General features: G+C 39.7%; 18 protein-coding genes. 8 read left to right on the top strand and 10 right to left on the bottom strand.

Going from position 1 to position 23,775, the window contains the following annotated elements; all coding sequences use genetic code 11:
• Positions 1-185: 185 nt before the first annotated feature.
• The 8 genes from parC to H4J54_RS10375 form a co-directional block, all read right to left on the bottom strand.
• On the bottom strand, positions 186-2,474 hold the full coding sequence (gene parC, locus H4J54_RS10410) for a DNA topoisomerase IV subunit A (protein WP_182190800.1): 2,289 nt from the start codon (positions 2,472-2,474) through the stop codon (positions 186-188).
• A gap of 147 nt (positions 2,475-2,621) precedes the next feature.
• Complete coding sequence (locus H4J54_RS10405) at positions 2,622-3,872, bottom strand: GGDEF domain-containing protein (protein WP_182190799.1); 1,251 nt, start codon at positions 3,870-3,872, stop codon at positions 2,622-2,624.
• On the bottom strand, positions 3,865-5,760 hold the full coding sequence (locus H4J54_RS10400) for a tetratricopeptide repeat-containing diguanylate cyclase (protein WP_182190798.1): 1,896 nt from the start codon (positions 5,758-5,760) through the stop codon (positions 3,865-3,867). Before H4J54_RS10400 ends, H4J54_RS10405 begins: the two co-directional genes overlap by 8 nt.
• A gap of 356 nt (positions 5,761-6,116) precedes the next feature.
• Complete coding sequence (parE, locus tag H4J54_RS10395) at positions 6,117-8,006, bottom strand: DNA topoisomerase IV subunit B (protein WP_182190797.1); 1,890 nt, start codon at positions 8,004-8,006, stop codon at positions 6,117-6,119.
• A gap of 16 nt (positions 8,007-8,022) precedes the next feature.
• A complete protein-coding gene (locus H4J54_RS10390) occupies positions 8,023-8,607 on the bottom strand; it encodes a YqiA/YcfP family alpha/beta fold hydrolase (protein WP_182190796.1) in 585 nt (194 codons plus the stop codon).
• A 24-nt stretch (positions 8,608-8,631) separates the two neighbouring features.
• The gene (locus H4J54_RS10385) at positions 8,632-9,417 is read right to left on the bottom strand and encodes a metallophosphoesterase (RefSeq protein WP_259367045.1); all 786 of its coding nucleotides are present in this window, start codon (positions 9,415-9,417) and stop codon (positions 8,632-8,634) included.
• 40 nt (positions 9,418-9,457) lie between these two features.
• A complete protein-coding gene (locus H4J54_RS10380) occupies positions 9,458-9,916 on the bottom strand; it encodes a DUF1249 domain-containing protein (RefSeq protein WP_182190795.1) in 459 nt (152 codons plus the stop codon).
• Entirely contained in the window at positions 9,917-10,552 is a 636-nt protein-coding gene (locus tag H4J54_RS10375) for an NUDIX domain-containing protein (RefSeq protein ID WP_182190794.1), read from the bottom strand.
• 192 nt (positions 10,553-10,744) lie between these two features.
• Between H4J54_RS10375 and tolC the strand changes: the two genes are divergently transcribed.
• Positions 10,745-12,106, top strand: a complete 1,362-nt coding sequence (tolC, locus tag H4J54_RS10370; protein ID WP_182190793.1) for an outer membrane channel protein TolC — start codon at positions 10,745-10,747, stop codon at positions 12,104-12,106.
• A 273-nt stretch (positions 12,107-12,379) separates the two neighbouring features.
• On the opposite strand, the gene hldE is transcribed toward tolC, so the two are convergent.
• On the bottom strand, positions 12,380-13,807 hold the full coding sequence (gene hldE, locus H4J54_RS10365; RefSeq protein ID WP_182190792.1) for a bifunctional D-glycero-beta-D-manno-heptose-7-phosphate kinase/D-glycero-beta-D-manno-heptose 1-phosphate adenylyltransferase HldE: 1,428 nt from the start codon (positions 13,805-13,807) through the stop codon (positions 12,380-12,382).
• Positions 13,808-13,876: 69 nt separating this feature from the next.
• On the opposite strand from hldE, the gene lpxL reads away from it, so the two are divergent.
• On the top strand, positions 13,877-14,815 hold the full coding sequence (gene lpxL / locus H4J54_RS10360) for an LpxL/LpxP family Kdo(2)-lipid IV(A) lauroyl/palmitoleoyl acyltransferase (RefSeq protein ID WP_182190791.1): 939 nt from the start codon (positions 13,877-13,879) through the stop codon (positions 14,813-14,815).
• A gap of 51 nt (positions 14,816-14,866) precedes the next feature.
• The gene (locus H4J54_RS10355) at positions 14,867-15,547 is read left to right on the top strand and encodes a TcpQ domain-containing protein (protein ID WP_182190790.1); all 681 of its coding nucleotides are present in this window, start codon (positions 14,867-14,869) and stop codon (positions 15,545-15,547) included.
• Between the two features lie 30 nt (positions 15,548-15,577).
• Here H4J54_RS10355 and glnE read toward each other — a convergent pair whose 3' ends face one another.
• Positions 15,578-18,475: a bifunctional [glutamate--ammonia ligase]-adenylyl-L-tyrosine phosphorylase/[glutamate--ammonia-ligase] adenylyltransferase gene (glnE, locus tag H4J54_RS10350; protein ID WP_182190789.1), complete on the bottom strand. Its 2,898-nt coding sequence runs from the start codon at positions 18,473-18,475 to the stop codon at positions 15,578-15,580.
• A gap of 124 nt (positions 18,476-18,599) precedes the next feature.
• Here glnE and H4J54_RS10345 point away from each other — a divergent pair, with 124 nt between their 5' ends.
• The 5 genes from H4J54_RS10345 (at position 18,600) to H4J54_RS10325 (ending at position 23,683) form a co-directional block, all read left to right on the top strand.
• The gene (locus tag H4J54_RS10345; protein WP_310650119.1) at positions 18,600-19,610 is read left to right on the top strand and encodes a hypothetical protein; all 1,011 of its coding nucleotides are present in this window, start codon (positions 18,600-18,602) and stop codon (positions 19,608-19,610) included.
• A gap of 8 nt (positions 19,611-19,618) precedes the next feature.
• Positions 19,619-20,521 carry a DUF350 domain-containing protein gene (locus H4J54_RS10340; RefSeq protein ID WP_182190788.1) on the top strand — a complete coding sequence of 301 codons (903 nt, stop codon included), beginning with the start codon at positions 19,619-19,621 and terminating at the stop codon, positions 20,519-20,521.
• 103 nt (positions 20,522-20,624) lie between these two features.
• Complete coding sequence (locus H4J54_RS10335) at positions 20,625-22,331, top strand: polyamine aminopropyltransferase (RefSeq protein WP_182190787.1); 1,707 nt, start codon at positions 20,625-20,627, stop codon at positions 22,329-22,331.
• A 225-nt stretch (positions 22,332-22,556) separates the two neighbouring features.
• Complete coding sequence (locus tag H4J54_RS10330; protein WP_182138351.1) at positions 22,557-22,970, top strand: YjfI family protein; 414 nt, start codon at positions 22,557-22,559, stop codon at positions 22,968-22,970.
• 23 nt (positions 22,971-22,993) lie between these two features.
• Positions 22,994-23,683: a PspA/IM30 family protein gene (locus tag H4J54_RS10325; protein ID WP_182190814.1), complete on the top strand. Its 690-nt coding sequence runs from the start codon at positions 22,994-22,996 to the stop codon at positions 23,681-23,683.
• Positions 23,684-23,775 lie beyond the last annotated feature (92 nt).

Raw genomic sequence — 23,775 nt, 5'->3', positions numbered from 1 at the left:
CTCGTCCTGAGCATCGCTGCTCTTTCACATCCATGTGATCGCAGCATACCGCTCGTCCTGAGCATCGCTGCTCTTTCACATCCATGTGATCGCAGCATACCGCTCGTCCTGAGCATAAAAAAGCCCTAAGGCATTTAATCTTAAGGCTTTTTTTGTGCTAACGCTTAGATGCTAAATCATAAGTGTTAACTCTCAGAGTTTTCAGGCTCCATATCTGAGCTTTGTTGTTCTATAACGATATGATCAACTCGTTGTAAACCTCTAGGTAGCTTATTACCTCGACGGCCACGTTCACCTTTATAATGTTCAATGTCACTCGCTTTTAACGTTAACTTGCGCTTACCCGCATGCAAGGTAATGGCACTATTGGGTAGTAACACTTCGAGCAAGGTTACATATTCATCACGTGTTTTAGCCCTGGCAGTAGGGATATTAATTATTTTATTACCCTTACCTTTACTCAAAATAGGTAAATCTTTGATTGGGAAAACCAGCATGCGCCCTTCTGAGGTAATTGAAAGCACTAATTCTGTCTCTAAACTACTAATAACTTTTGGCGTCATTACCTTCGCCGCTGCAGACAAAGTTAATAATGCTTTACCATTTTTATTACGACTGACCATATCGGCAAAGCTAGCCACAAAACCGTAACCAGCGTCGCTACTGAGTAAGTAACGACATTGGTCATCAGCCATCAGTACTTTTTCAAAGTTTTCACCACTCGTCAGATTAAAGCGTCCGGTTAGCGGTTCTCCTTGGCTACGCGCTGAGGGTAGACTATGAGCATCAGTGGCGTAAGCCCTACCTGCGGAGTCAAAAAACACCACAGGACGATTACTACGCCCTTTTGCTAAGCATAAGTATTCATCACCTGACTTGTAACTTAATGCTTGTGCATCAATGTCGTGACCTTTTGCACAACGTGCCCAGCCTTTTTGCGAAACCACAACAGTCACTGGCTCACTCGGCATAAGATCTTTTTCAGATAAGGCTTTTGCCTCTTGTCGCTCAACAATAACAGAGCGACGATCATCACCGTATGTTTCAGCGGCTTCTAGAATCTCTTTCTTCATCAGGGTGTTCATGCGAACTTTAGAACTGAGTATTTTTTCTAGGTATTCGCGTTCTATGTTCAACTCATCTTGCTCAGCACGAATTCTAATTTCTTCAAGCTTAGCCAGTTGGCGAAGTTTAATTTCTAATATCGATTCGGCTTGGCGTTCTGACAGTTCAAAGCGTGACATTAACTCTGCTTTGGGTTTGTCATAACCTCTTATAATTTCAATAACTTCATCAATATTAAGATACGCGATTAATAAGCCATCTAACAGATGCAAACGCGCTAATACTTTATCTAATCGATATTGCAAACGACGACGCACAGTTTCACGTCGATATTCTAACCACTCGCTTAATATGGTTCTAATATCTTTAACCGCGGGTTTGTTGTTTAAACCAATCATGTTTAAATTGACACGAAAGTTTTTTTCTAAATCTGTGGTAGCAAATAAGTGCTGCATCAGCTGTTCAATATCGACACGATTTGAACGGGGCACAATCACTAAACGGATCGGGTTTTCATGATCTGATTCATCACGTAAATCAACCACCATTGGCAGTTTTTTTGCCTGCATTTGATTAGCAATTTGTTCTAATATTTTTCCACCAGAGGCCTGATGTGGTAATGCGGTAATAACCACATCACCATCTAACTGCTCATAGACCGCACGCATTTTAATGCTGCCACGACCGGTTTGATAAATTTTTTCAATATCGGCTTTAGGCGTTATGATTTCAGCATCAGTTGGATAATCTGGCCCATGAATAATATCGAGTAAATCGGCTAATTCAGCTTTCGGTTGCTCAATTAAATGGATACAGGCATTCGCCACTTCTCTAGCATTGTGCGGCGGAATGTCTGTTGCCATACCAACAGCAATGCCGGTAATACCGTTGAGTAAAATATGTGGTAGGCGCGCAGGTAAGGTTTTAGGCTCTTGCATGGTGCCATCAAAATTAGGCGACCAATCAACAGTACCTTGGCCTAATTCTGCCAATAAAACTTCACTAAAACGTGATAAACGGGCTTCGGTATAACGCATGGCGGCAAATGACTTTGGATCGTCAGGAGCGCCCCAATTTCCTTGTCCGTCAACTAATGGGTAACGGTATGAAAATGGCTGCGCCATTAACACCATGGCTTCGTAACAAGCAGAATCACCATGGGGATGAAATTTACCTAGTACATCACCGACAGTACGGGCAGATTTTTTATATTTTGCTGATGCAGATAAGCCAAGTTCTGACATGGCATAAACAATACGTCGTTGCACCGGTTTTAAGCCATCACCAATATGAGGTAATGCACGATCCATAATGACATACATCGAGTAATTTAAATAAGCTTCTTCAGTGAATTGTCTTAGAGGGCGTTGTTCAATACCGTCTAAACTAAAGTCGAGAGCATCTGACATGAAAATATTTTCCTAAAAAGCTCACTTAATGCCGAATTATTAAGCGTTACTTTTATTATTGTTGTTCTGGGGTAGCTTAGCTGATTATACTAGTGGAAAGAACACTGTTAGGCGATAAATATCTCCCAATATTGATTAATCTTAATTTTATTTTCTTTCTGTACAATAGCTACAAACTTGATTGTGACCATTAGCCTTTGCTTGATACATAGCCAAATCAGCCGCATGTAACAAACTATCAAAACTTTCTCTAACATCAGCAATGCTGGCAATACCTATACTGACAGTAACCTGAATATGATTGTTTTTATTTTTACTGATATTAGCTTGAATTTTCTCACGTATGTGCTCTGCAATCGCGCGCGCTTGTGCAATGCTGGCCTCGGGTAAAATAGCGGCAAACTCTTCACCACCAATACGTGCCAGAAAATCTCGAGAACGCATAGTTTCACCGGCTAATACGCCAACATGGGCTATAACGCTGTCGCCAGCATCATAACCAAAGTTGTCGTTTATATTTTTTAAATTATCTATATCTAAGATTAAAATACTGAGTGCTTTATTAGCGGTTAATGCTTGGGTCATAAAAGTAGCACCGTGACTAAAGAACGAACGACGATTAGGCAATAGCGTTAAACTATCCGTTTTTGCCAGTAACTTTAAGGCTTGACGGATTTTAAATTGTCGTAAAAGTAGTAAAAGGAACAGGCTTCCTACGGCAATAAAAATAGCAATATTACGATACTGTTGACTACGTTCAGATTCAGCACGCGCCAGCGCAAAATGCTGTATTTGACTATTTTGTCTCAGTAGCTCGTTTTCTTCATGCTTTTTTTCAATGTCATATTTTTCATTTAAAACTTTAACACGAAATTCTTTTTGCTGTTTCAAATGGGCAAAATACTTTTTCATGTACTGTTTTTTATTATCAAAGGCTTTCTTATCTTCACCTTGGCTTGCATAAATGTTTGCAAGGGTTAGATAAGCACTGGCAAATAAAGGTGAGTCGAGTTGTTTTTTAGCCAGTAACGGCTCAAGTTTAAGTGCTTTATTGAGCCAATTAATAACCTTATATTCTTGCCCTGCAACATCAGCAATATTGGCACGCACAACATACAATAAATATTGTTCAGCGACATTTAATGTTAGAGACAATTTTTGCAAAGCTAATAATTTAACTTGCGCCGCCACTTTGTCACGCACACTCAAGCTGTTAAGCGATAATATTTCGCTATTAATCGCAAATAAAGCAATGGGTCTTTGCTGTTTAGCATAGAGGCTATTAAGTTGATTAAATGCCGCTTGCTGTCCAGCAATTTCATCAGCATTCACAGCCGTACTGATAAAGATCATTAACAAATATAAAACAAGACTTGTTAGCAGCGAAGATTTATTCATGGTGACTCACTGTATTGCGGCCAGACTGTTTGACCTTTAATAATTGTTCGTCAGCTACTTTTAACAAAGCCGAAAAGTTGGCATAATTACCTTGCTCAAATGTCGCTACACCAATACTTACCGTTAACTGCTTGATTTGCTGAGTTTGCCATTTTGCTTGTTCGATGTTTTCTTGAAGTCGCTGTGCTACTTCCAATGCTTCACTATTTCCCGTATTTGGCAATAAAGCAATAAATTCTTCACCACCAAAGCGGCCAAAAACATCACTCGTTCGCATGAGATCTTGACCTTGAATAGCAATTTCTTTTAGTGCTTTGTCACCCATAATATGACTAAATTGGTCATTGATTTTCTTGAATAAATCGATATCAATCATAAAAACACTAAAGGCTTGTTGATAGTTCTGGGCGGTTATAAAATACTCTTCACCTAACTCAAGTAATCTACGTCGATTAACAACACCCGTTAAACTATCAGTTCGAGTGGCGTTAATTAAGTTCCTTTGCCCTTTGATCACACGATATAAGCACCAAGCTAATAACAAAGTACACAGAGCTAATATCCAAACAAATGCCTTACGGCTATTAACGTCAAGTGTCATTTGCTGAAGTTGTAAGTGCTGTATGCGCTGTTTTTTCCCTAAAATATTATTATGTCGTTGAGCCGTTTCACTTTCATATTGCAATATTAACTCATCGACTTCAGTCGTTTCTCGTGCCTGCTCGCCCGCTATAGACTGAGTGAAATATTGAGTTTGAATTTGATATGCTTGATTATAATGACCTAAAGCATAATGCAATTTAGCGCTTAAAAAGAGGATTGTTAACTCACTAGTATCATAAATATTGCTAGTTTTACGCCCAAGCAGTATTTCAGCTTGCTCAAGACTGACTAATGCTTCTTGATAACGCGCCATTTTTTCTAAAATATAAGCTTTTTCTATAAGGTATTGAAGTTTTACTAAATGTTGTTCTACATCTTCAACATATTCACCCGCAAGGAGAATATATCGATAAGCACTTTCGGTCTCAGCATCTTCCTTGTTGAATAGCGCCCAAGCTAAATTTCTATAAACACTAGCGATAAACTCATGACTGGTATTGGGCTGAATTTCGCTTTCTAACACGCGATAAACTTTAATAGCTTGCTCAAAATGCTTTTGGTTAGTGTGGTTAACAGCCACATTATGCAAACTATTAAGAGCATAGTTATGCTTACCTGCACTTTTATAATATTGATAGGACTGTTGAAAATAGTCATTGGCTTGGTTTTCTTCATCTAAATTAGCATATAAGATACCCAGTTCACTGTTAATGGCACCTAAAAGTGTATCATCGCCAATGGCACTTGCTAGTTCTAAGGCTTGATTAAGCGTAATTAATGACTGTTTGTAATCTTGCTGTAAATATAAGATCGCGCCGATATGAGTCAGACCGCGCGCGATTAATTTCTGATTATTCATCGAGCGGGCAACGTCTAAACCGTTCTGATAAATTAAAAAAGCCCCTTCAAAATCACCGAGATTTTCGAGCGCATAAGCTTTAGTGTAAGCAAGCTCAGCAATAAATATGCTAGGGTTATTCATTTGCTTGGCAAGTTTTAAGCCCTGCTCTGACGATGTCTCACTTAAACTGTATAACGCTTGATCTATATATGCCGCGGATTGAATGCGATAGTAATTTACTTGATTGGTGATAGGTTGAGTTTTTAGCTCGGTTTTATATCTATTTAATAAAACCAATGCAGCTTTGGGATCACTGTTATTAAGCTCTTCAGCACGTAACAAAAACGTATTGAAATCGCTATCAGTTAAAGACTGTAAAGCATTTGATTTACAGGATATTAACAAAAAAACAAAGAAAATCAGGACACTATTTTGAAAGGTCAATTTTACCAAGCTTCTCAACAAATCTGTGCTCCAACAATCCATGTGATAATAATATGCAACTAACAGTATAAAACGAATTTAGGTCAATGATAAACTATTATTTATTATGCTAAAAAAACAATAATTCATATATCACCAAGTTTATTTTAAAACTATTTTTCAGTTACTTACCGCTATTTCATTACCATCTAGGTCAACAACAAGGTACCATATCATGTTCTTACTCCCAGTTCGTTGTTGCAACGTCCACCTAATGCTATAGCAGATTGATAAAAGTTATCGAATGACTGATGACTTAACGCGAAAAAACCCACCCTGTTGGCCGATGTTGCCAACATTCAGGATAACCCTTAAAATCAATCTAATTCAACCAGATCACCTTTAGATTGCAACCAAATTTTACGATCACCGGCCCGTTTTTTAGAGAGCAACATGTCCATCAATTCCATGGTTTCACTATGATCATCAACCGTTAACTGCACTAAGCGGCGCGTATTCGGGTCCATGGTGGTTTCACGTAATTGTAACGGATTCATTTCACCTAGGCCTTTGAATCGCTGTACATTGACTTTGCCACGTTTTTTCTCTGCTTCAATTCGATCCAAAATACCGTCTTTTTCCGCTTCATCCAAAGCGTAGAACACTTCTTTACCAACATCAACGCGATACAATGGCGGCATAGCCACATAAACATGACCGGCTTGAACCAAAGGTAAAAAATGTTGAGTAAATAGCGCACAAAGCAAAGTAGCGATATGTAAACCATCAGAGTCGGCATCGGCAAGAATACAAATTTTACCGTAGCGCAATCCTGATAAATCATCGCTATCAGGGTCAATACCTAAAGCTACAGAAATGTTATGCACTTCTTCCGAGGCTAAGATTTGTCCCGAGTCAACTTCCCAGGTATTTAAAATTTTACCACGTAGCGGCATGATGGCTTGAACTTCACGGTCTCTGGCTTGTTTTGCACTACCTCCAGCTGAGTCGCCCTCGACCAGAAATAGCTCTGTACGCAAAATATCTTGGCTACCACAGTCGGTTAACTTACCCGGTAAAGCCGGCCCTTGGGTGACTTTTTTACGAATGATTTTTTTGCCGGCACGTAAACGACGTTGCGCATTAAAAATACAAAATTCAGCTAATGTTTCCGCAATGCTAGTATGCTCGTTTAGCCATAAACTAAACGAATCTTTTACTACGCCGGTAACAAATGCAGCACATTGGCGTGAAGAGAGTCGCTCTTTAGTTTGTCCGGCAAATTGTGGATCTTCCATTTTCACCGACAAAATATAACAACACTTATCCCAAATATCATCTGGCGTTAACTTAACACCACGTGGCAGTAAGCTTCTAAATTCACAAAACTCACGCATTGACTCTAATAAGCCTTGGCGCATACCATTAACATGCGTACCGCCTTGTACCGTAGGAATTAAGTTAACATAGCTTTCACCAACCGACTCACCCCCTTCTGGCAACCAGGTTATCGCCCATTCTGCGGCTTCATGTTGCGAGGTAAAACTGCCAACAAAAGGCTCTTCTGGCAAACTTGGGTAACCTTTAACTGACTCTTTTAAATAGTCAACTAAACCGTCTTCATAGCACCATTGATATTTATTATCTTCATTTTTATCATGAAACTTTATGGTCAATCCAGGGCAAAGTACGGCTTTAGCTTTTAATAAATGTACTAACCGACGTGCTGAAAACTTGGCAGAATCAAAATAACTGGCGTCAGGCCAAAATTTTACCCGGGTGCCGGTATTACGACGACCCACGGTGCCAGTTTCTCTTAACTCTTCTACTTTATAGCCACTTTCAAAAGCCATTTCGTAGACTTTACCATCACGCCTAACCGACACGTCTACACGGGTAGATAAAGCGTTGACAACAGAAATACCCACACCATGTAAACCACCAGAAAACTGATAGTTTTTATTAGAAAATTTACCACCCGCATGTAGCTTACAAAAAATAAGCTCTACCCCTGACACACCTTCTTCTGGATGAATATCAATCGGCATACCTCGACCGTCATCAATCACTTCTAATGATTGGTCTTTATCAAGAATGACGGTAATATTTTGTGCATGCTTGGCTAATGCTTCATCAACAGAGTTATCGATAACTTCTTGGCCTAAATGATTAGGACGAGTAGTGTCGGTATACATGCCAGGACGATGGCGCACCGGGTCAAGGCCACTTAGGACCTCAATGGAGTCGGAATTATATTGTTCGCTCATTTATAGGTTCTGATAATTAGGCTAATATTAGGGGTAAGTTGAAAAATAACGCTATGTTAGGCAAGGTATTTTCATAATCAATAAAACTATGATCTCCCCCTTGCACTATTGCCAGTTGGCACTGGCGGTATTTTTCAACAGCTTGTTGGTAATCTAACACTTCATCACCGGTTTGTACCATGACCAAGTAATTATTGTTAGAAATATTTTCCTGTTCAAGTGCTTTCAATTCAAGGATATGTTGCTCTTTAACTTGATAGCACTCGTGCGTATAAGGATTTACCTGCTCACCTAGGTAAGCTTTCATTAATTCAAATGGCTTCACCGCAGGGTTAATCAGTACTGCTTTCATTTGATATTTTTCAGCTAAATAAGTGGCAAAATAACCGCCTAAAGACGAGCCTATTAATAGCCAAGTCGCGCGGGGTTCAAGGGCAATAATAGCCTCAAGTTCTGCCATAGCGGTATGCGGTGAAGAGGCTATTTGTGGGCAGTGAAAGTTTATTTCTGGGTAGTTTTCAGCAAAAAATTTCCGCGTGACTTGAGCTTTCATTGACTGAGGTGATGAGTTAAAACCATGAATGTATAACATCTTCATCATAATAATTTGTTTCCTCTCATTAAGTTAAACAAAATGTACTGTACTGGTAAATTCACCATTACTGGCCAAGGTAAATAGTCGATAGCCTGGCGGTTGGCCATTTGATTTAGCTGTCACTGAATTGATGTCAAATTGAATCGATGTTGCCGGACAAGTATATAAACTCACTGTGCTTTTTTCCAAGGTCATAGACAAGGTTAATGCTTGGTGAATATGGCCACAACCTACGGCTTTTATCGAGGGAAAGTCAGTTAAAAACTGTTGAAATTCTGCTTGGTTTATTAAGCCATGTTTATCAATAAAATAACCAACATCAACTGGATGATGATGCATTAATAACAATTGAGCTTTGGACGGGTCAATAAGGCCACCGGCAATATCAAACTGTGCTTTGCTGATTTCGCCCGCAGGTGTTGCACTTTTACTTTCCAACAATAGCACTTGCCAATCATCATTTTCAATTATACTGTCTTGACAAAAAGGTGCATGTGACAAATAGCGTGATAACAACGTCGGTTCATCATGATTACCAGCAATAAAATAAACCGGTGTGATAATTTCACAGGCTTCAAATGCGCTGACAAAGAGCTGATAAGACCCTAGTGTGTGATCTTGTGTTAAATCACCCGTAAAAATAATCGCATCAATTGATGGCTGATTTTTGATGGCCAACAGCACATTGGTTAAGTTCTGGTAAACATTAGCCTGGTGATGCAGGCCAGTGCGATCAGCAAATAAATGACTATCACTAATTTGCGCTAAGGTCAGTTTTTTTAACCTTAAGCTGTTGGGCATTGTTTTATCTGGCATTAAGCGCTTTCACTATAGTTTCTTTAACATTAACTTAGGATTATTTCAGAATATTGAGATTAATCTGCACTTGGCCTAATTGCAAACACAGCTGTAACCATTCTTTTAAAAAATAATTGATTTGCTGTTTTTCATCAGGTAGATGCATTTTGTTATTCGGGTAATCATAACGTGGCTTAATTTGCTGTACATCTTGATTACTGATCACCTCAGCCATACGAGCGTCATGATATAAGCGAATCACCATTTTCGGGCGAAATAACGCGGTTAAATTGTAACCGTGAATATTTGCTTCTTGATTAATCGTCAGTAATGTTGTGTATTTAGTGACTTCGTCAACTCTCACTCGGTAACTCAAAAAATCAGAGATAAAAAAACAGCGTTGTTCGCCTACTTGTTCTTTATCAGCCAGTACGCGCAGCAATAACATGTAATTAACCTCAAACAAGGTCATTAAAGTGGGTAAGTGAGGACGATATTTTTTTACAACAACTGACATTTATTTCCAGTTAGCTTTGAGCTTATCAAGATTTAGAGCTAGCCATTGTAACGCAATTATAGTCGCCGCATTAGCTATCTTTCCTTCTGCAAGTAACTTTTCAGCGGCTTGGCGCGTAACAACATGCACTAAAATATCTTCACCTTCTGTCTCTAAACCATGAACACCTGAAATATGCTCACTGTCAACACAGGCACAATAAAGGTGAATGCACTCACTCATACCGCCTGAGCTTGAAAGGTAATCCATCACTTTAATCACATTTTCAGGCTCCACATCCAAGTTAGCTTCTTCTTTTGCTTCTCGGATCGCAACATCTAATGCCACTTCATTTTCTGAAAACATACCCGCAATAAGTTCTAATTGCCAAGGTCCGGTTTTACTGTGTAATGCTCCTAGGCGAAATTGTTCAACTAATACGATACAATCGGTTACCGGATCATAGGGTAATAAAGCAACCGCATCACCGCGTTCAAAAACCTCTCGTGTTAATACTTTACTATAGCCGCCCGCATAAAGTTTGTGACGCAGATGATACTCATCGAGCGCAAAAAAACCTTGATATTTTCTTGATTTTTTAGTCACCTCTACATCGGTTAAATTAAAGCGTAATAAAACGTCTTTGGTTATACTCATCGTGAGTTCTCTCTTATGCTGTTAGGTAATTTATGCTGTGAGGAAATTTTTCGTTACCCTAGCACTTAACATTTTGTTACACTAGAATACTTTCCTAAACACTTATTTTATTTAGCTAATTCTTTATTCGCGATAAGATAATTATAATTAGAAAAATAATAGCCAGTTCATTATTATAGGAACCTCCTCAAGATGAAAAAAACAATAACCGCATTATTTATTGGCCTTGCCTGTGCTGCAAGTAGCTCTTTAGCTAGTGCCGAAGATTTACTGTCCGTATACCAACAAGCCCAAGCTAGTGATCCGGTTGTTCTTCGAGCCCATGCGCAATATTTAGCAACAGAAGAAGGTATTGAACAAGCTCGCTCAGTCTTATTGCCACAGGTTTACGGTTCAGCAAGCTATACCGAAAGCGAAAGTGAGTTTATTCCTACCTCTGATATTGGACAATCTTTAGGTTCGCTCCTGACTAATAAAAGTGATACTACGAGTTATGGTATTAATTTAGATATGGAGTTATATAATCATAGTACTTGGTTAAAACTTGATAATGCCAAGAAAGTTGCGCACCAAAGTGATGTGTCATACCAGTTAGCGAAACAAGATTTAATTGTGCGCGTAACACAAGCCTACTTTCAGGTGCTGAGTTCAAAAGATGATTTGGAATTTTCAAAAGCAGAAAAAGCGGCTATTGAACGTCAGTTAGAGCAAACAAAACAAAGATTTTCTGTTGGCTTAACCGCTATTACTGATGTTCATGAAGCTCAGGCTCAGTATGACAATGCCGTAACCAGTGAAATTAGAGCAGAAAACCAAGTGTTTAATGCCGAAGAAGCATTACGTGTTATCACCAATGTTTATCCCCGTGATTTGAACATTTTAAATACCGAACGCTTTAGTACTTCTCGCCCATACCCAGATAGCGCCAACGAATGGCAGCAAACCGCAGAAGCAAAAAATTTAGAACTGATTGCAGAAAGAATAAATATTGATATTGCCAAAGAAAATATCAACATCGCAAAATCAGGACATTACCCAAGGTTAAGCTTAAATGGCAGCTATGGCAGCCGCGAGCAAGATAATGAAGTCAATAGTTTCAAAAATAATAACCCCGCACTAGACAGCCACTCAATTGGTGTGTCCTTATATGTGCCCATTTATTCAGGTGGAGCAATATCAAGCAGTGTTCGTCAAGCGCAAAGCAATTATGTTGCTGCAAGCCAGAATATGGAACAAACACATCGTAACGTAGTGCGTAACACCCGTAATGCCTATAATACCGTTATTACTGCAGTGTCAGCTATTAAGTCATTAGAGCAAGCCGTGGTGAGTGCACAAAGTGCATTAAAAGCGACTGAAGCAGGTTTTGAAGTGGGTACGCGTACCATTGTTGATGTCTTAAACAGTACGAGAAACTTATACGACGCCAAGCGTAATTTATCGTCAACGCGATATAATTACATTCAAAATGTATTAGCCTTAAAGCGTGCTGGCGGAACCATTACCGAGCAAGATTTAGCCGACATAAACCAAGGTTTAATCGCCGCTAAATAAAACCCTTAGTTTAAAAATTGAAAACAAAAAGCAGCATTAATGCTGCTTTTTTATGTTCAGGACGAACAGTCAATTTTTTGTCCGCGACAAAACTAAGTACTCACTTTCGTGTAAACACGGGTTATCAGTTCCAAACATAACCCAAGTACTTGCATCTATGTCAGCAATGTCGTGTTCACTTAGCCTTTCTTAGCCATCCATGACTGCACGGCATAAGTACATTTATCTACATCAATGTGGAAGAACCAGGATGTCAGAAGAAAATTCACCTGACTACTTCTCTTGTTTTATCGCGTTAATAATTTTAGTTGTCGAAATACCATCTTCAAAATTAAGCACTTTCACTTCGCCGCCTGCTGCAATAACTTCCTTGCCTCCAGCAATATCTGCTACTTTATAATCGCCACCTTTAACTAAGGTGTTGGGTAATATATTGGCAATTAAGCGTTGCGGGGTATCTTCACTAAAGGGGACTACCCAATCAACAGCGCCTAGACCTGCTAATACCGCCATTCGGCGATCCACCGGATTAACGGGCCGACCTGGGCCTTTTAACCGCGTCACAGAAGCATCATCATTTACCGCAACAATTAGGCGGCTACCTAGCGTATTTGCCGTGGTCAAATAAGAAACATGACCCGCATGCAGAATATCAAAACAACCATTGGTCATTACAATACTTTCGCCACGTGCTTGCGCTAATCCAACGGCAATTTTTAACTGTTCTTCAGACATCACGCCAAAACCACTTTCTTGACCCGATGATAATTCTGCACTTAATTCAGCTTCGCTTACGGTCGAGGTACCTAGTTTACCCACAACAATACCGGCCGCAATATTGGCTAAAGCACTGGCTTGGGTAAATTCAGCTTTGGCGGCTATCGCAAGGGCAAGTGTTGCAATAACCGTATCTCCCGCGCCAGTTACGTCATAAACTTCTTTCGCTTGCGTGGGTAAATGAAATTCTTCTTGATCATGGCGTAACAAGGTCATGCCTTGCTCACTTCGAGTGACTAGCATGGCCGTTAAATCTAATGCTTTAAGTAATGCTTGCCCTTTGCTGACGATCTCTGCCTCACTTTTACAATGTCCAACTACCGCTTCAAATTCTGCTAGATTAGGTGTAATTAACGTAGCACCGCGATAGCGTGAAAAATCAGTGCCTTTTGGGTCAACTAACACAGGAATGTTTTGTGCTTTCGCCACTTTGATAAGGGCTTGAACTTCTGACAAGGTGCCTTTGTTATAATCTGACAACAGCAAAAGATCATGCTGAGCAATTAAGGCTTGGGTTTGCTCAATCAGCGGCTGTTTATCCAGTTCGGCAAATGATTCTTCAAAATCTAAGCGCAATAATTGTTGATTACGACTTAAAATACGCAATTTGGTGATTGTTGGATGAGCTTGCGATTGAATAAATTGACAATTTATATTCATTGCTGACAACTGAGTTTGCAATATTGTCGACGCTTCATCTTGACCAGTAATACCCAGTAAAGTGACCTGACCATTTAGTGACGCAATATTCAAAGCGACGTTGGCTGCGCCTCCTGGGCGATCTTCGTCTTGAAGTATTTTAACAATCGGCACAGGTGCCTCGGGTGAAATACGTTGTGTTGGACCAGACCAATAGCGATCTAACATGATATCACCAACGACTAAAACACGTGCTTTTTCAAAAGCGGGAATATCTACTTTCATCCTGTATCCTATAACAGATATAATAAGCGATATTGTAACACAAGCAATTCAATGAGTTGAAATCATCCTGTGAGTAAAAACAAAGTTTTACAACCCAATTTTAAAATATCTTTTCTGTTACCTAAATATTGGCCAACTTGGATTGGGGTATTTATTCTTTACACTATTTCTTGGTTACCTTATCGATTTCAGCTTTTTCTTGGCAAAATGATTGGCCGCTTACTCTACAAAATAGGCTCAAGCCGCAAAAAAGTTGCCTTACGAAATTTAGAGCTTTGTTTTCCTAAAATGTCAGATGCCGAACGCCAAATTATGCTTAAACGCAATTTTGAAAATACCGGTATTGCCTTATTGGAGACAGGTATGGGTTGGTGGTGGCCAAATTGGCGGGTAAAACGTCACACAAAAATTATTGGCCTTGAGCATATTGAAGCAGCACAAAAGCAAGGTAAAGGTATACTATTACTCGCCATGCATTACCTTAGCGCCGAAATTAATTGCCGAGGCATAGGTTACGGACATCCTATGGTGGTGTTTTATCGACCTCATAACAATGATTTAATGGAATATTTTCAGTTTCGTGGTCGTGGTCGCTCAAACAAATATATGCTGGGCAAACGTGATGTTAAAGGCTTACTTCGAGCACTAAAAGAGGGCGAAGCCTGTATTTACTTACCTGATCAAGATTATGGTCGCAGTCGCAGTTTTTTTGTGCCCTTTTTTGCGGTACCAGACGCCGCCTCAACCACAGGTACATTAATATTTGCTCGGCAAAAAAATTGCCAAACACATATGTTAATCCCTACTCGTAATGATGACGGCAGTGGTTACACTTTAGAGATAAAGCCTATGCTGGAGAATTTCCCCACCGGTGATGACACAGCAGACGTGTTAAGAATAAATCAAGAGTTAGAAAAAGCAATCATGGTGAAACCTGAACAATATATGTGGTTGCACCGCCGCTTTAAAACTCGCCCGAATGAAGATGATCCGTCATTGTATAAATAACTAAAATTAGCTATGGTGTCAGTAAAGTATGAATTTAATTTTAAGTAATTTATGAAATTTTGGTTACCAAGTATTATTTTAGGTTTGATCCTAATTGGCTTAGCATCAGCATTACTGCTCGACACAGGGCCTTTATTTTCCACCAGCCAAGAACCCGCCGATAAAGTTGTTGCCACAAAGGTTGACACTTACCCGGCAGAGCAAGCTGAGTCATTAGCACAAGAAGAAACCCTTGATGCTGAAAAAAGTACCAATGCCGCTGCTGACGGGCTTTCTAACTATTATGCTAGCATACGTGGTGACATGACTGGAACTGGTCCTCAAATTCGTAATAATATTGTCTATTTACCAGAGCCAAAAGGTGATTTAGAGAAAATATTAACCGCACGAGCTTTAATCACTCGACCCTTACCAAAAAATTGGATCGGCGAAACTGATAACCATCCATTTCGCCTTGGTGAAACCTTATTTGGCAAATTATCACAGTATGCGGGAGATAATAATCTACAAGTAATTTGGTGGCTTAATCGTGACTTTGTCGTTAAAAATTCCTTTAGAATTAATAAAGATATTGTCACTACCTCCTATCAAGTCGGCAAAGCTATTCAAGGCCACTTTGAAAATGGCCTTTCAATTTACTTTTGTTATCAGCAACGTACTATTGTTGTCATCGAGCATGACACGGCTTACTTGGAGAAAGAATGCCTGCTGTTACCGAACAGGCGTCACTAATATCACAAAGCGGATTTCACCGGCTATTGGCTACTGCAATAATTGTTCAACCAGTACCATAACTTGACTATACTCAGCGCTAAATTCAGTAACGGGAATCATGGCTGCGCTGTTTTGCAAGGTCGCATGGTGGCTGATGTCACGTAACTTGCAGTAATTGTCGACTAGTGCCTGCTGTTGTTGTTTTGTTATAACGCCTATGTTCGCTAAATACTCCAGTAGATTAATGTTGTCTGAATAATCGCTCAAATTGGGATGCTGAGCACTGTGTGCTAAAACCAAATATTGTACAAGAAACTCAATATCGACTAAACCACCCAGCCCCTGCTTAATATCGACTTTAGTCTTTGATGACTTATCCAAGTGTTGGCGCATTTTATTACGCATTTTTATTACGTCTTCACGTAGCACTTTTTTATCACGAGTTCTCATTAAAACATTGCGTTTAATTTCTTTAAACCTGTCGGCTAATCTGGCGTGACCATAAATGACTCTGGTACGAACTAACGCTTGATGCTCCCAGGTCCAAGCGTCACTGGACTGATAATGGGCAAAGGTATCAATGTGCACCATTAAAAGACCGGCATTACCCGAAGGCCTTAATCGCATATCGAGTTCATATAAAATACCGTTTGCCATGCGAGTATTAAATAAGTGCATCATACGTTGAGCAAGCTTTAAGTAAAATTGTCCAGCAGAGATCGACTTTTCTCCTGAGGTCATTTCTGCCAAGTCAGCATCATGGACAAACACTAAATCTAAATCAGAGCTATAACCGAGTTCAATCCCGCCTAACTTTCCATAACCAATAACAGCAAAACCTTTGTCTTGGCTGTCTAATTTACTGGTTGGCACACCGAAACGCAGTGCCATTTGTTGCCACGCTAAGTTTGCTACTTCTTCGACTAGGGCTTCTGCCAATGCGGTTAAATGATCACTGACTTTGGTAATCGGTAAAATATCACTAATATCCGCCGCTGCGATACGTAATTGTTTAGCTTGTTTAAACTCACGTAAGGTGATCATTTGCGCTTCTTGATCGTCTTCAGGTACCCGTAACATAGTTTCACGTAGTTCTGCGACATAAGAAGATAACAGTGGTGGCTGATAAAATAATTTAGGATCAATGAGTTCATCAAGTAATATCGGGAATTTAGCAATGTGCTCTGCCACCCAACTACTGTTGCGACACAAATGAATTAATTGCTTTAATGCCCCTTCATTCTCAAATAATAATTCCAGATAGGCGGTACGTGTTGCCACCGTTTTTAGCACCCCTAATACACGTGCTAAGGTCTGATCGGTTAGTCTTAAATCAGCAAGGTGCCACAGCAGGGTTGGGATCAATTTATCTAGCACTTGGCGGCCACGGCTGCCCATGCTACGTTTGATCATTTCAGCGCGAAAATCTCTCAGCGCCTGCCATATAGTTTCACTATGAGAAAACTCAACACCAGCTTTTGTCTCTAGCAATTGCGGAGAGTGATCAATCCAAGCAATAGCCTCCTCATCGCTCCATTCACTGTCCCAAAGTGTGGTCCAATATTGATCAACCGCCTGACGATTTGGACTTTCCTCACCAATTAATTCACCAAATTGTTGATGAACGCCCTGCATGTGAGTAGCAAGCTGTGCAAGGAAAGTTGGCCAGTTTGTACACTTTTCGTCGGCAAGAATGCTGACTAAGCGCTGCTGGTCTAATTCATTGTCAGGTAAGGTTTGAGTTTGTTGATCATTTAACGCTTGAATAATATTTTCAACCCGACGCAAAAATCGATAACTAGCCGTTAGCACTTGCGCACTGGGTTGTGTAAGCACATCGTGTGTTACCAATAAAGGCAGTACGGTGAGTAAGTTACGATGCTGTAAATCACGCAGACGGCCACCTCGGATCATTTGAAAAACTTGCACAATAAATTCAACTTCGCGAATACCACCCGCGCCCAGCTTAATATTATTATTGAGTTGCTTACGCCTAACCTCTTGGGCAATCATAGCTTTCATGCGTCGCAAGCTGTCGATAACGCTAAAATCAATGTAGCGTCGATAAACGAAAGGTCGCAACATGTTAGACAATTGGTCATGGTACTTGCCTTCTCCGACCAACCGCGCCTTTAACATCGCATAACGCTCCCAGTCACGCCCTTGATCTTGATAATAATCTTCCATGGCATTAAACGATAAAACTAATGGCCCACTTTCCCCAAAGGGGCGTAAACGCATATCAACACGATAAACAAAACCGTCAGCGGTATGTTGATTTAACGCGGTAATTAATTTTTGCCCTAAGCGAGTAAAAAATAATTGATTATCGATACTTCGCCTAAGCCCTTGTGTTGCTCCCGCTTCAGGATAGACAAAAATCAAATCAATATCAGAAGAAAAGTTAAGCTCTTGACCACCTAATTTACCCATGCCATATACCAGTAAACTTTGGGCTTCATTGTTACTGTTGACCGGTACACCCCATTTGCTTTCACAAAACTTTGTTAACCAAGTATTAGCCGCAATAATCAAACTATCGGCTAATGAAGACAGTCGTTTTAGTGATTCATCAAGCGTTATATCCAACAAAAAATCACCAACAGCAATATGTACCATTTGCTTTAAACGAAACAATCGCAGGCACTTTTGCAGTTGTTCTTCTGTGGAGCATTTATCAAGACTGTCAACGAGCATCACACTATATTGTGGTGTTTCACTCGACAATAACTGCTCGCTATTAAAAAGCTCAACCAGCAACTCGGGGGCTTGTATGGCACTACGCATAATAAAGTCACTTAACGCTAATGCCCTTTTAAACAGCGCTAAACGCTCTGGTGACAAGGTGCCGGTAAAATTCTGATATTGTTGAGAAAACTCTAGCCAACTATTAGCTTGTTGGCTAGCAAGTAATGGCGAAAATGGCAAAGACGATGAATTAAACACGTTATCCTCGATAAAAGCTAAAATGAAAATGAGTAAGGTAAGTAATAATTAATAACAATCAGTAACAAATTAATTTCACTGATATACTTAAAAAAATAGACATAATATGTCAGAAGTGATACTAATGAATGATAACCATAGCATTTTTGAGGACACTATGGCAGGAATGCAGCCGCTAAAATCAATGATACTCTTGCTAACGTTATTGCTCTCCGCTTGTGGAGATCCAATAAAAGGGCAAATCACTCAACAAATCCCACTCACTGAACAACGTATTGAATTACTTGCTCAAGCACTTGCTAACGGGCAAGTTCGTAATGCTAATTTGATTACCCAATACGGGGAGAGATTACTACAAAGTAAGCCAAATTATAAACCCTTAATTGACGAGTTTTTAAAAGATACCGGCACAAAAGGCCCGATGTTTATTGCCTTAGTTGACCGACTAAATACGGTAAAAAAACAACCACAAATGTTTGAGAGTTCTCAAGCTATTTATGATGAGTTATTAAACCTGTATCAAGCAGCCGATCCCGTTCTATATTCTGATGCCTTAAGCGATCCGCTTAATGTCTTAGCTGATATGTCTGATGGCACTTTACCGCGCGTTAATGCGATGTCAAAAGAGCAAAGCTTAGCAGCCAATAAAGCACAAGACTTTGGCACAGGTGAGCAGCTTATTGGCAATCCGTCTTACGGTAACTGGACTACTGGCTCAAATGGCATGTCGTTTTGGGCTTGGTACGGTATGTACTCGATGATGGGTGACGTATTTGGCTCTCGCCGAACGAGTTATAATGATTGGGGCCGTAACCGAAATTATAGTTATTACAATGATTATGGCCGCAAGCGCTACAGCTCGCCAAATCAACTAAGTAAACAAACTGATTTGGATGCTCGCACCAAAAAATCATTTCAAAGCCGCGGCCAAAAATACACCAGTACTTACAGCAAAAATAGAACTGGCGCGTCAAGTATTTCCAGCCAGAGCAAAAGCGCACAGACCAGTGCCAATCGATTTGCTAGCAAAACAGCCAATAAAAGCGCTTATGCAAGATCAAGCACAAGTGGAAAAAATGCTAGCTTTAGAAACAGTAAGAGTACAACGTCACGAAGCTTTAGACGTGGAAAGTAGGGATAAGTATGAATACATTTATTGAAATAACGGGTCTAAATATAGAGTTATTAATTTTCTTAGCTATCGATATAACGATTGCCATTATATTACTTTGCGCCATGCGCTTTATTAGTGGTTTATCTGCAAAAGTTAACTCTACCGACGAACTTGCCAAAGAAGATAACTTTGCTTTTGGTGTGAGTGTTGCCGGTAGTGTTGCCGCCTTAGGTATTGTACTAACGGGTGCCATCACAGGTGAAAATGCCGAAAGTTATTTAATGGAAATTGTCGGCATGGCAAGCTATGGCATTTTAGGCTTGATTTTAATTAAAGTAGGCCGGGTTTTTCATGACCGTTTTGCTTTAAACCAAATAGATAAAAATGCGCAAATTAAAGCCCATAATATCTCAGTTGGTATTGTTGATGCTTCAGGTGCTATTGCCACCGCCATTATTATTCGCGCGGTATTACTCTGGGTTTACGGTTTAGATATCAACACCTTTATCGCTATTATCGCTGGCTTTATAGTCTCACAAGCTATGTTAGTGTTAGTTACCCGTATTAAAGAACGCCAGTATGCTAAAAACAATCAGAATAGCTGTATGCAAAATGCCTTTGCTGAAGGTCAAGTTGCTCTCGCCATTCGTTATGCTGGTCAAGTTATTAGCACAGCCCTAGCGGTAACAGCTGCCAGCCACTTTTTAACTTATAGTCCAGAGACCTTATTAGCTAATATAGTTGGCTGGTTTATCTTTGGTATGATTATGACCATATTAGTCGCTATTCTTACTTCTATTGCTAAACGCTTAGTGCTGATGGGTATCAACTTAGTTGAGGAAGTAGACCATCAACACAATATTGGTGTCGCCAGTGTTGAGATGGCGATTAGCATTTCAATTGCGCTTATTTTAACGGCGTTAATGTCATAGTTTTATCAAAATTTTGCTATTAAAGTAACCAAGGGTAAATTGTTACCCTTGGTTACTTCCCCCGTTTTATTAAACACCCATTTAACTCAAGCTAGGAATAACCATGACAAGCAATAGAAATCGCCTATGGGATGATGTGCTCCTGATTTTAACTATGGCTGTTTTAGCGGGTTGTGGCCTGATATACGAATACCTATTGTCACATTATGCCGGTCGTGTACTAGGTATTATGGAAAGTACCATTTACGCCATGATTGGCCTGATGATTGTCGCTATGGGTTTAGGTGCTTTTGCGGCGCGAAAAATTCAATGCGCCTTTAACGGCTTTGTGTGGTTAGAGCTAATGATTGCTTTTCTGGGTAGTAGCTCAATACTCATTATTGGCGGACTGATCGCCATCACACAAACTTTTCCTGACATATTAGGCTCGATGTTTAACTTGCCTCCTGACGCCTACCCGCGAGGTGGTTTATTTAAACAACTGAGTTTTATTGCCTTTAATAGTCCCTATTTTTTCGGTCTAATTCTGGGCTTTTTTATTGGTATGGAAATCCCCCTTATTGCACGCATTCGCGAAGAAATACATCAAAAACATCTTAAAAATAATCTTGGCACCATTTACGGCGCTGATTACATTGGCGCCGGTATTGGCGCTGCCATTTGGGTAATATTTCTCTTATCTATAGACATCAGCAAAGCGAGTGCATTAACGGCCGCCTTAAATCTAACCGCTGGCATTGTATTTATTTTATATTATTGGCAAAAACTGACCTGGCGAAAAACTTTAATAACGGCTCATGGCATTTTATTAGTGATGATCATGGCAATTTACCAATTTGGTAATGGCTGGTTAAGTCAAATGAGTAACTTACTTTATCTCGACAAAGTTGTTTATAGTGACAAAACGCGTTTTCAACAACTAACTTTTACCAAAAGAAATATGGGCCCTGAAGAAGGCAGCATTATTAACTTTTATTTAAATGGCCGCTTACAGTTTTCATCCTCAGATGAATTTATTTACCACAGTTATCTTGTTAGCCCAGTATTAGCCGGCTCAGCACGCCATGACAACATTCTCATTATTGGTGGCGGTGATGGCCTAGCATTGCGAGATGTTTTACAGTGGCAACCTAAAAAGGTCACCTTAGTGGATTTAGATGCGCAACTCATTCAATTATTTAAAAATCCACATGAGAAATTACCACTGAGGCTGGCTAATGCCATTGAAGACTTAAACGCGGCAAGTTTGCGCGATGAGCGTGTTGAAATTATTGCCGCTGATGCTTTTATCGCTATCGACCAACTATTGCAAAGCCATCAAACCTTTGACGCGATTATTGTTGACCTACCCGACCCTAGCCATCCAGATTTAAATAAACTTTATTCAGTTAATTTTTATGCCAGATTAAAACAACTACTGGCGGGCGATGGCTTAATTGGCATTCAATCGGCCAGTCCTTATCATGCTAAAGACGCCTTTATTGCTATTGGTAAAACGGTGCAAGCCGCCGGATATTCAACGGTTCAGCAATATCATGACAACGTACCTAGTTTCGGCGAATGGGGTTGGACTATTGCCAGTAAAATGGGCGCAGCGCCTTTAACAAGATTAAAACGCTTACCTCAATTGCCTGTTGCTCACCATTGGCTAACCTTACCTATGGTCACTAATGCCTTTGAATTTTCTCGAGATTTTTACCAAGACAGTGAAACCGTACCGATTAATTATCTTGGCAGTCATGCAATTTATCAATTACATCAAAAAGCATGGCAAGATCAACAAGGCTTGAACAATGCTCATTTACAGTGAGAATAATGAATACAAGTAAACTGCCAAGACATTATGGATCATTTATTTAGCACCAAGACGTTTAATATAACTTAAGCAAAATTAAGCTAAGATAAAATAAGAAAAATGAAATAAGCACTTGACATAATATGTCATGATGCTAAATTAACCCAATACGACATATTATGTCGTTAAGTAAAACAGTATCACTGATTTTACGCTACTTATTCGAGCATGAGGAATAACATGAATATTCATAAAATAGCTGACTACCTAAATACCTTGGCTGATGATTCAGATACTGGGATGGTGTTTGATTGCCAACCCATTTCAGGTGAAGTCGATGTATTACAAATTTCGGTATTCGGCCGTGAAGAGTTACCTATTTTTGTGTCGGTAACTGATGATCAAATTCTTTGTATCACCTACCTCTGGGGTGAAGAAGAAGTTAAATCAGACAAGATAAATGAAATGCATGTCAGTATGTTAGAAATGAACATACCTATGCCATTATCTTCATTTTCAAAAATTGGTGATAAATATGTCATTTTTGGTGCGCTAGCGATTAGCTCAACATTTGATGATATCGAACACGAACTAGCGGTATTGAGCAATAATGCGCTAGAAATTATTGATGACATGAGTGATTACTTAATTTAAGCAACCACCTTAGGAGTATTATGATGAGTATTTTTAAAAAAATTATGACCGCTATTCGCGGCGGCGCAACTGAAGTCGGTGAAACCATTATTGACTCAAATGCCACCCGTATTTTTGAACAAGAAATTCGTGACGCAGAAAATCACCTCACTAAAGCTAAACGTGACCTAACCGGTGTTATGGCACAACAAATGTCGTCTAGCCGTGACGTTGAGCGCATTAAGCGTGAAGTTGCTGAGCATGAAGGTTATGCCGTTCAAGCCATAGAAAAAGGTGACGACGAACTTGCTTTAGCGGTTGCTGAAAAGATATCAGCACTTGAAAATGAACTCGCCTCGCAGCAACAATCTCTTGATAGCTTTCAAGCAAGTGCTGAACGCTTGAAAGAGTTAGTGAAAAAGAGTGAACGTCACGTAGCTGAATACAAACGTCAATTGTCTATGGTGAAAACCACAGAAAGCGTGCAAAAAGCAACCTCGGCAATTACCGATAACTTCTCATCAAGTAACTCTAAGCTATTAAGTGCCAAAGACTCATTAGAGCGCATTAAAGCTAAGCAACAGAAATTTGATGATCGCATGAAAGCCGCTGAAGTACTTGAGTCAGAAAACTCAGATAATTCACTTGAAGCTAAGCTAAAAGAAGCCGGAATTGGCGCTAGTGACAACAACGCAAATTCAGTATTAGAGCGTTTAAAAGCTAAAAAGAAGTAACTCAAAAATTACTACCACCGCTTTGTATCCATGATGCAAAGCGGTTTTTTAGTTTAATTAAATGCGATTTTAGCCATTGATATTCGGAGCAA

The organism is Colwellia sp. MB3u-8, from assembly GCF_014076985.1.
Classification (GTDB): Bacteria; Pseudomonadota; Gammaproteobacteria; order Enterobacterales; family Alteromonadaceae; genus Cognaticolwellia.
The sequence above is the reverse complement of the archived record's forward strand: the minus strand, read 5'-3'. Positions and strand labels throughout refer to the sequence as shown.

Coding starts and splice junctions, on each gene's coding strand:
- parC (WP_182190800.1), bottom strand. CDS start 2,474: ATGTCAGATGCTCTCGACTTTAGTTTAGACGGTATTGAACAACGCCCT.
- tolC (WP_182190793.1), top strand. CDS start 10,745: ATGAAAAAAACAATAACCGCATTATTTATTGGCCTTGCCTGTGCTGCA.
- H4J54_RS10375 (WP_182190794.1), bottom strand. CDS start 10,552: ATGAGTATAACCAAAGACGTTTTATTACGCTTTAATTTAACCGATGTA.
- H4J54_RS10325 (WP_182190814.1), top strand. CDS start 22,994: ATGAGTATTTTTAAAAAAATTATGACCGCTATTCGCGGCGGCGCAACT.
- hldE (WP_182190792.1), bottom strand. CDS start 13,807: ATGAAAGTAGATATTCCCGCTTTTGAAAAAGCACGTGTTTTAGTCGTT.
- H4J54_RS10335 (WP_182190787.1), top strand. CDS start 20,625: ATGACAAGCAATAGAAATCGCCTATGGGATGATGTGCTCCTGATTTTA.
- H4J54_RS10355 (WP_182190790.1), top strand. CDS start 14,867: ATGAAATTTTGGTTACCAAGTATTATTTTAGGTTTGATCCTAATTGGC.
- H4J54_RS10390 (WP_182190796.1), bottom strand. CDS start 8,607: ATGATGAAGATGTTATACATTCATGGTTTTAACTCATCACCTCAGTCA.
- H4J54_RS10340 (WP_182190788.1), top strand. CDS start 19,619: ATGAATACATTTATTGAAATAACGGGTCTAAATATAGAGTTATTAATT.
- parE (WP_182190797.1), bottom strand. CDS start 8,006: ATGAGCGAACAATATAATTCCGACTCCATTGAGGTCCTAAGTGGCCTT.
- H4J54_RS10405 (WP_182190799.1), bottom strand. CDS start 3,872: ATGAATAAATCTTCGCTGCTAACAAGTCTTGTTTTATATTTGTTAATG.
- H4J54_RS10385 (WP_259367045.1), bottom strand. CDS start 9,417: ATGCCAGATAAAACAATGCCCAACAGCTTAAGGTTAAAAAAACTGACC.
- H4J54_RS10345 (WP_310650119.1), top strand. CDS start 18,600: ATGAATGATAACCATAGCATTTTTGAGGACACTATGGCAGGAATGCAG.
- H4J54_RS10380 (WP_182190795.1), bottom strand. CDS start 9,916: ATGTCAGTTGTTGTAAAAAAATATCGTCCTCACTTACCCACTTTAATG.
- H4J54_RS10330 (WP_182138351.1), top strand. CDS start 22,557: ATGAATATTCATAAAATAGCTGACTACCTAAATACCTTGGCTGATGAT.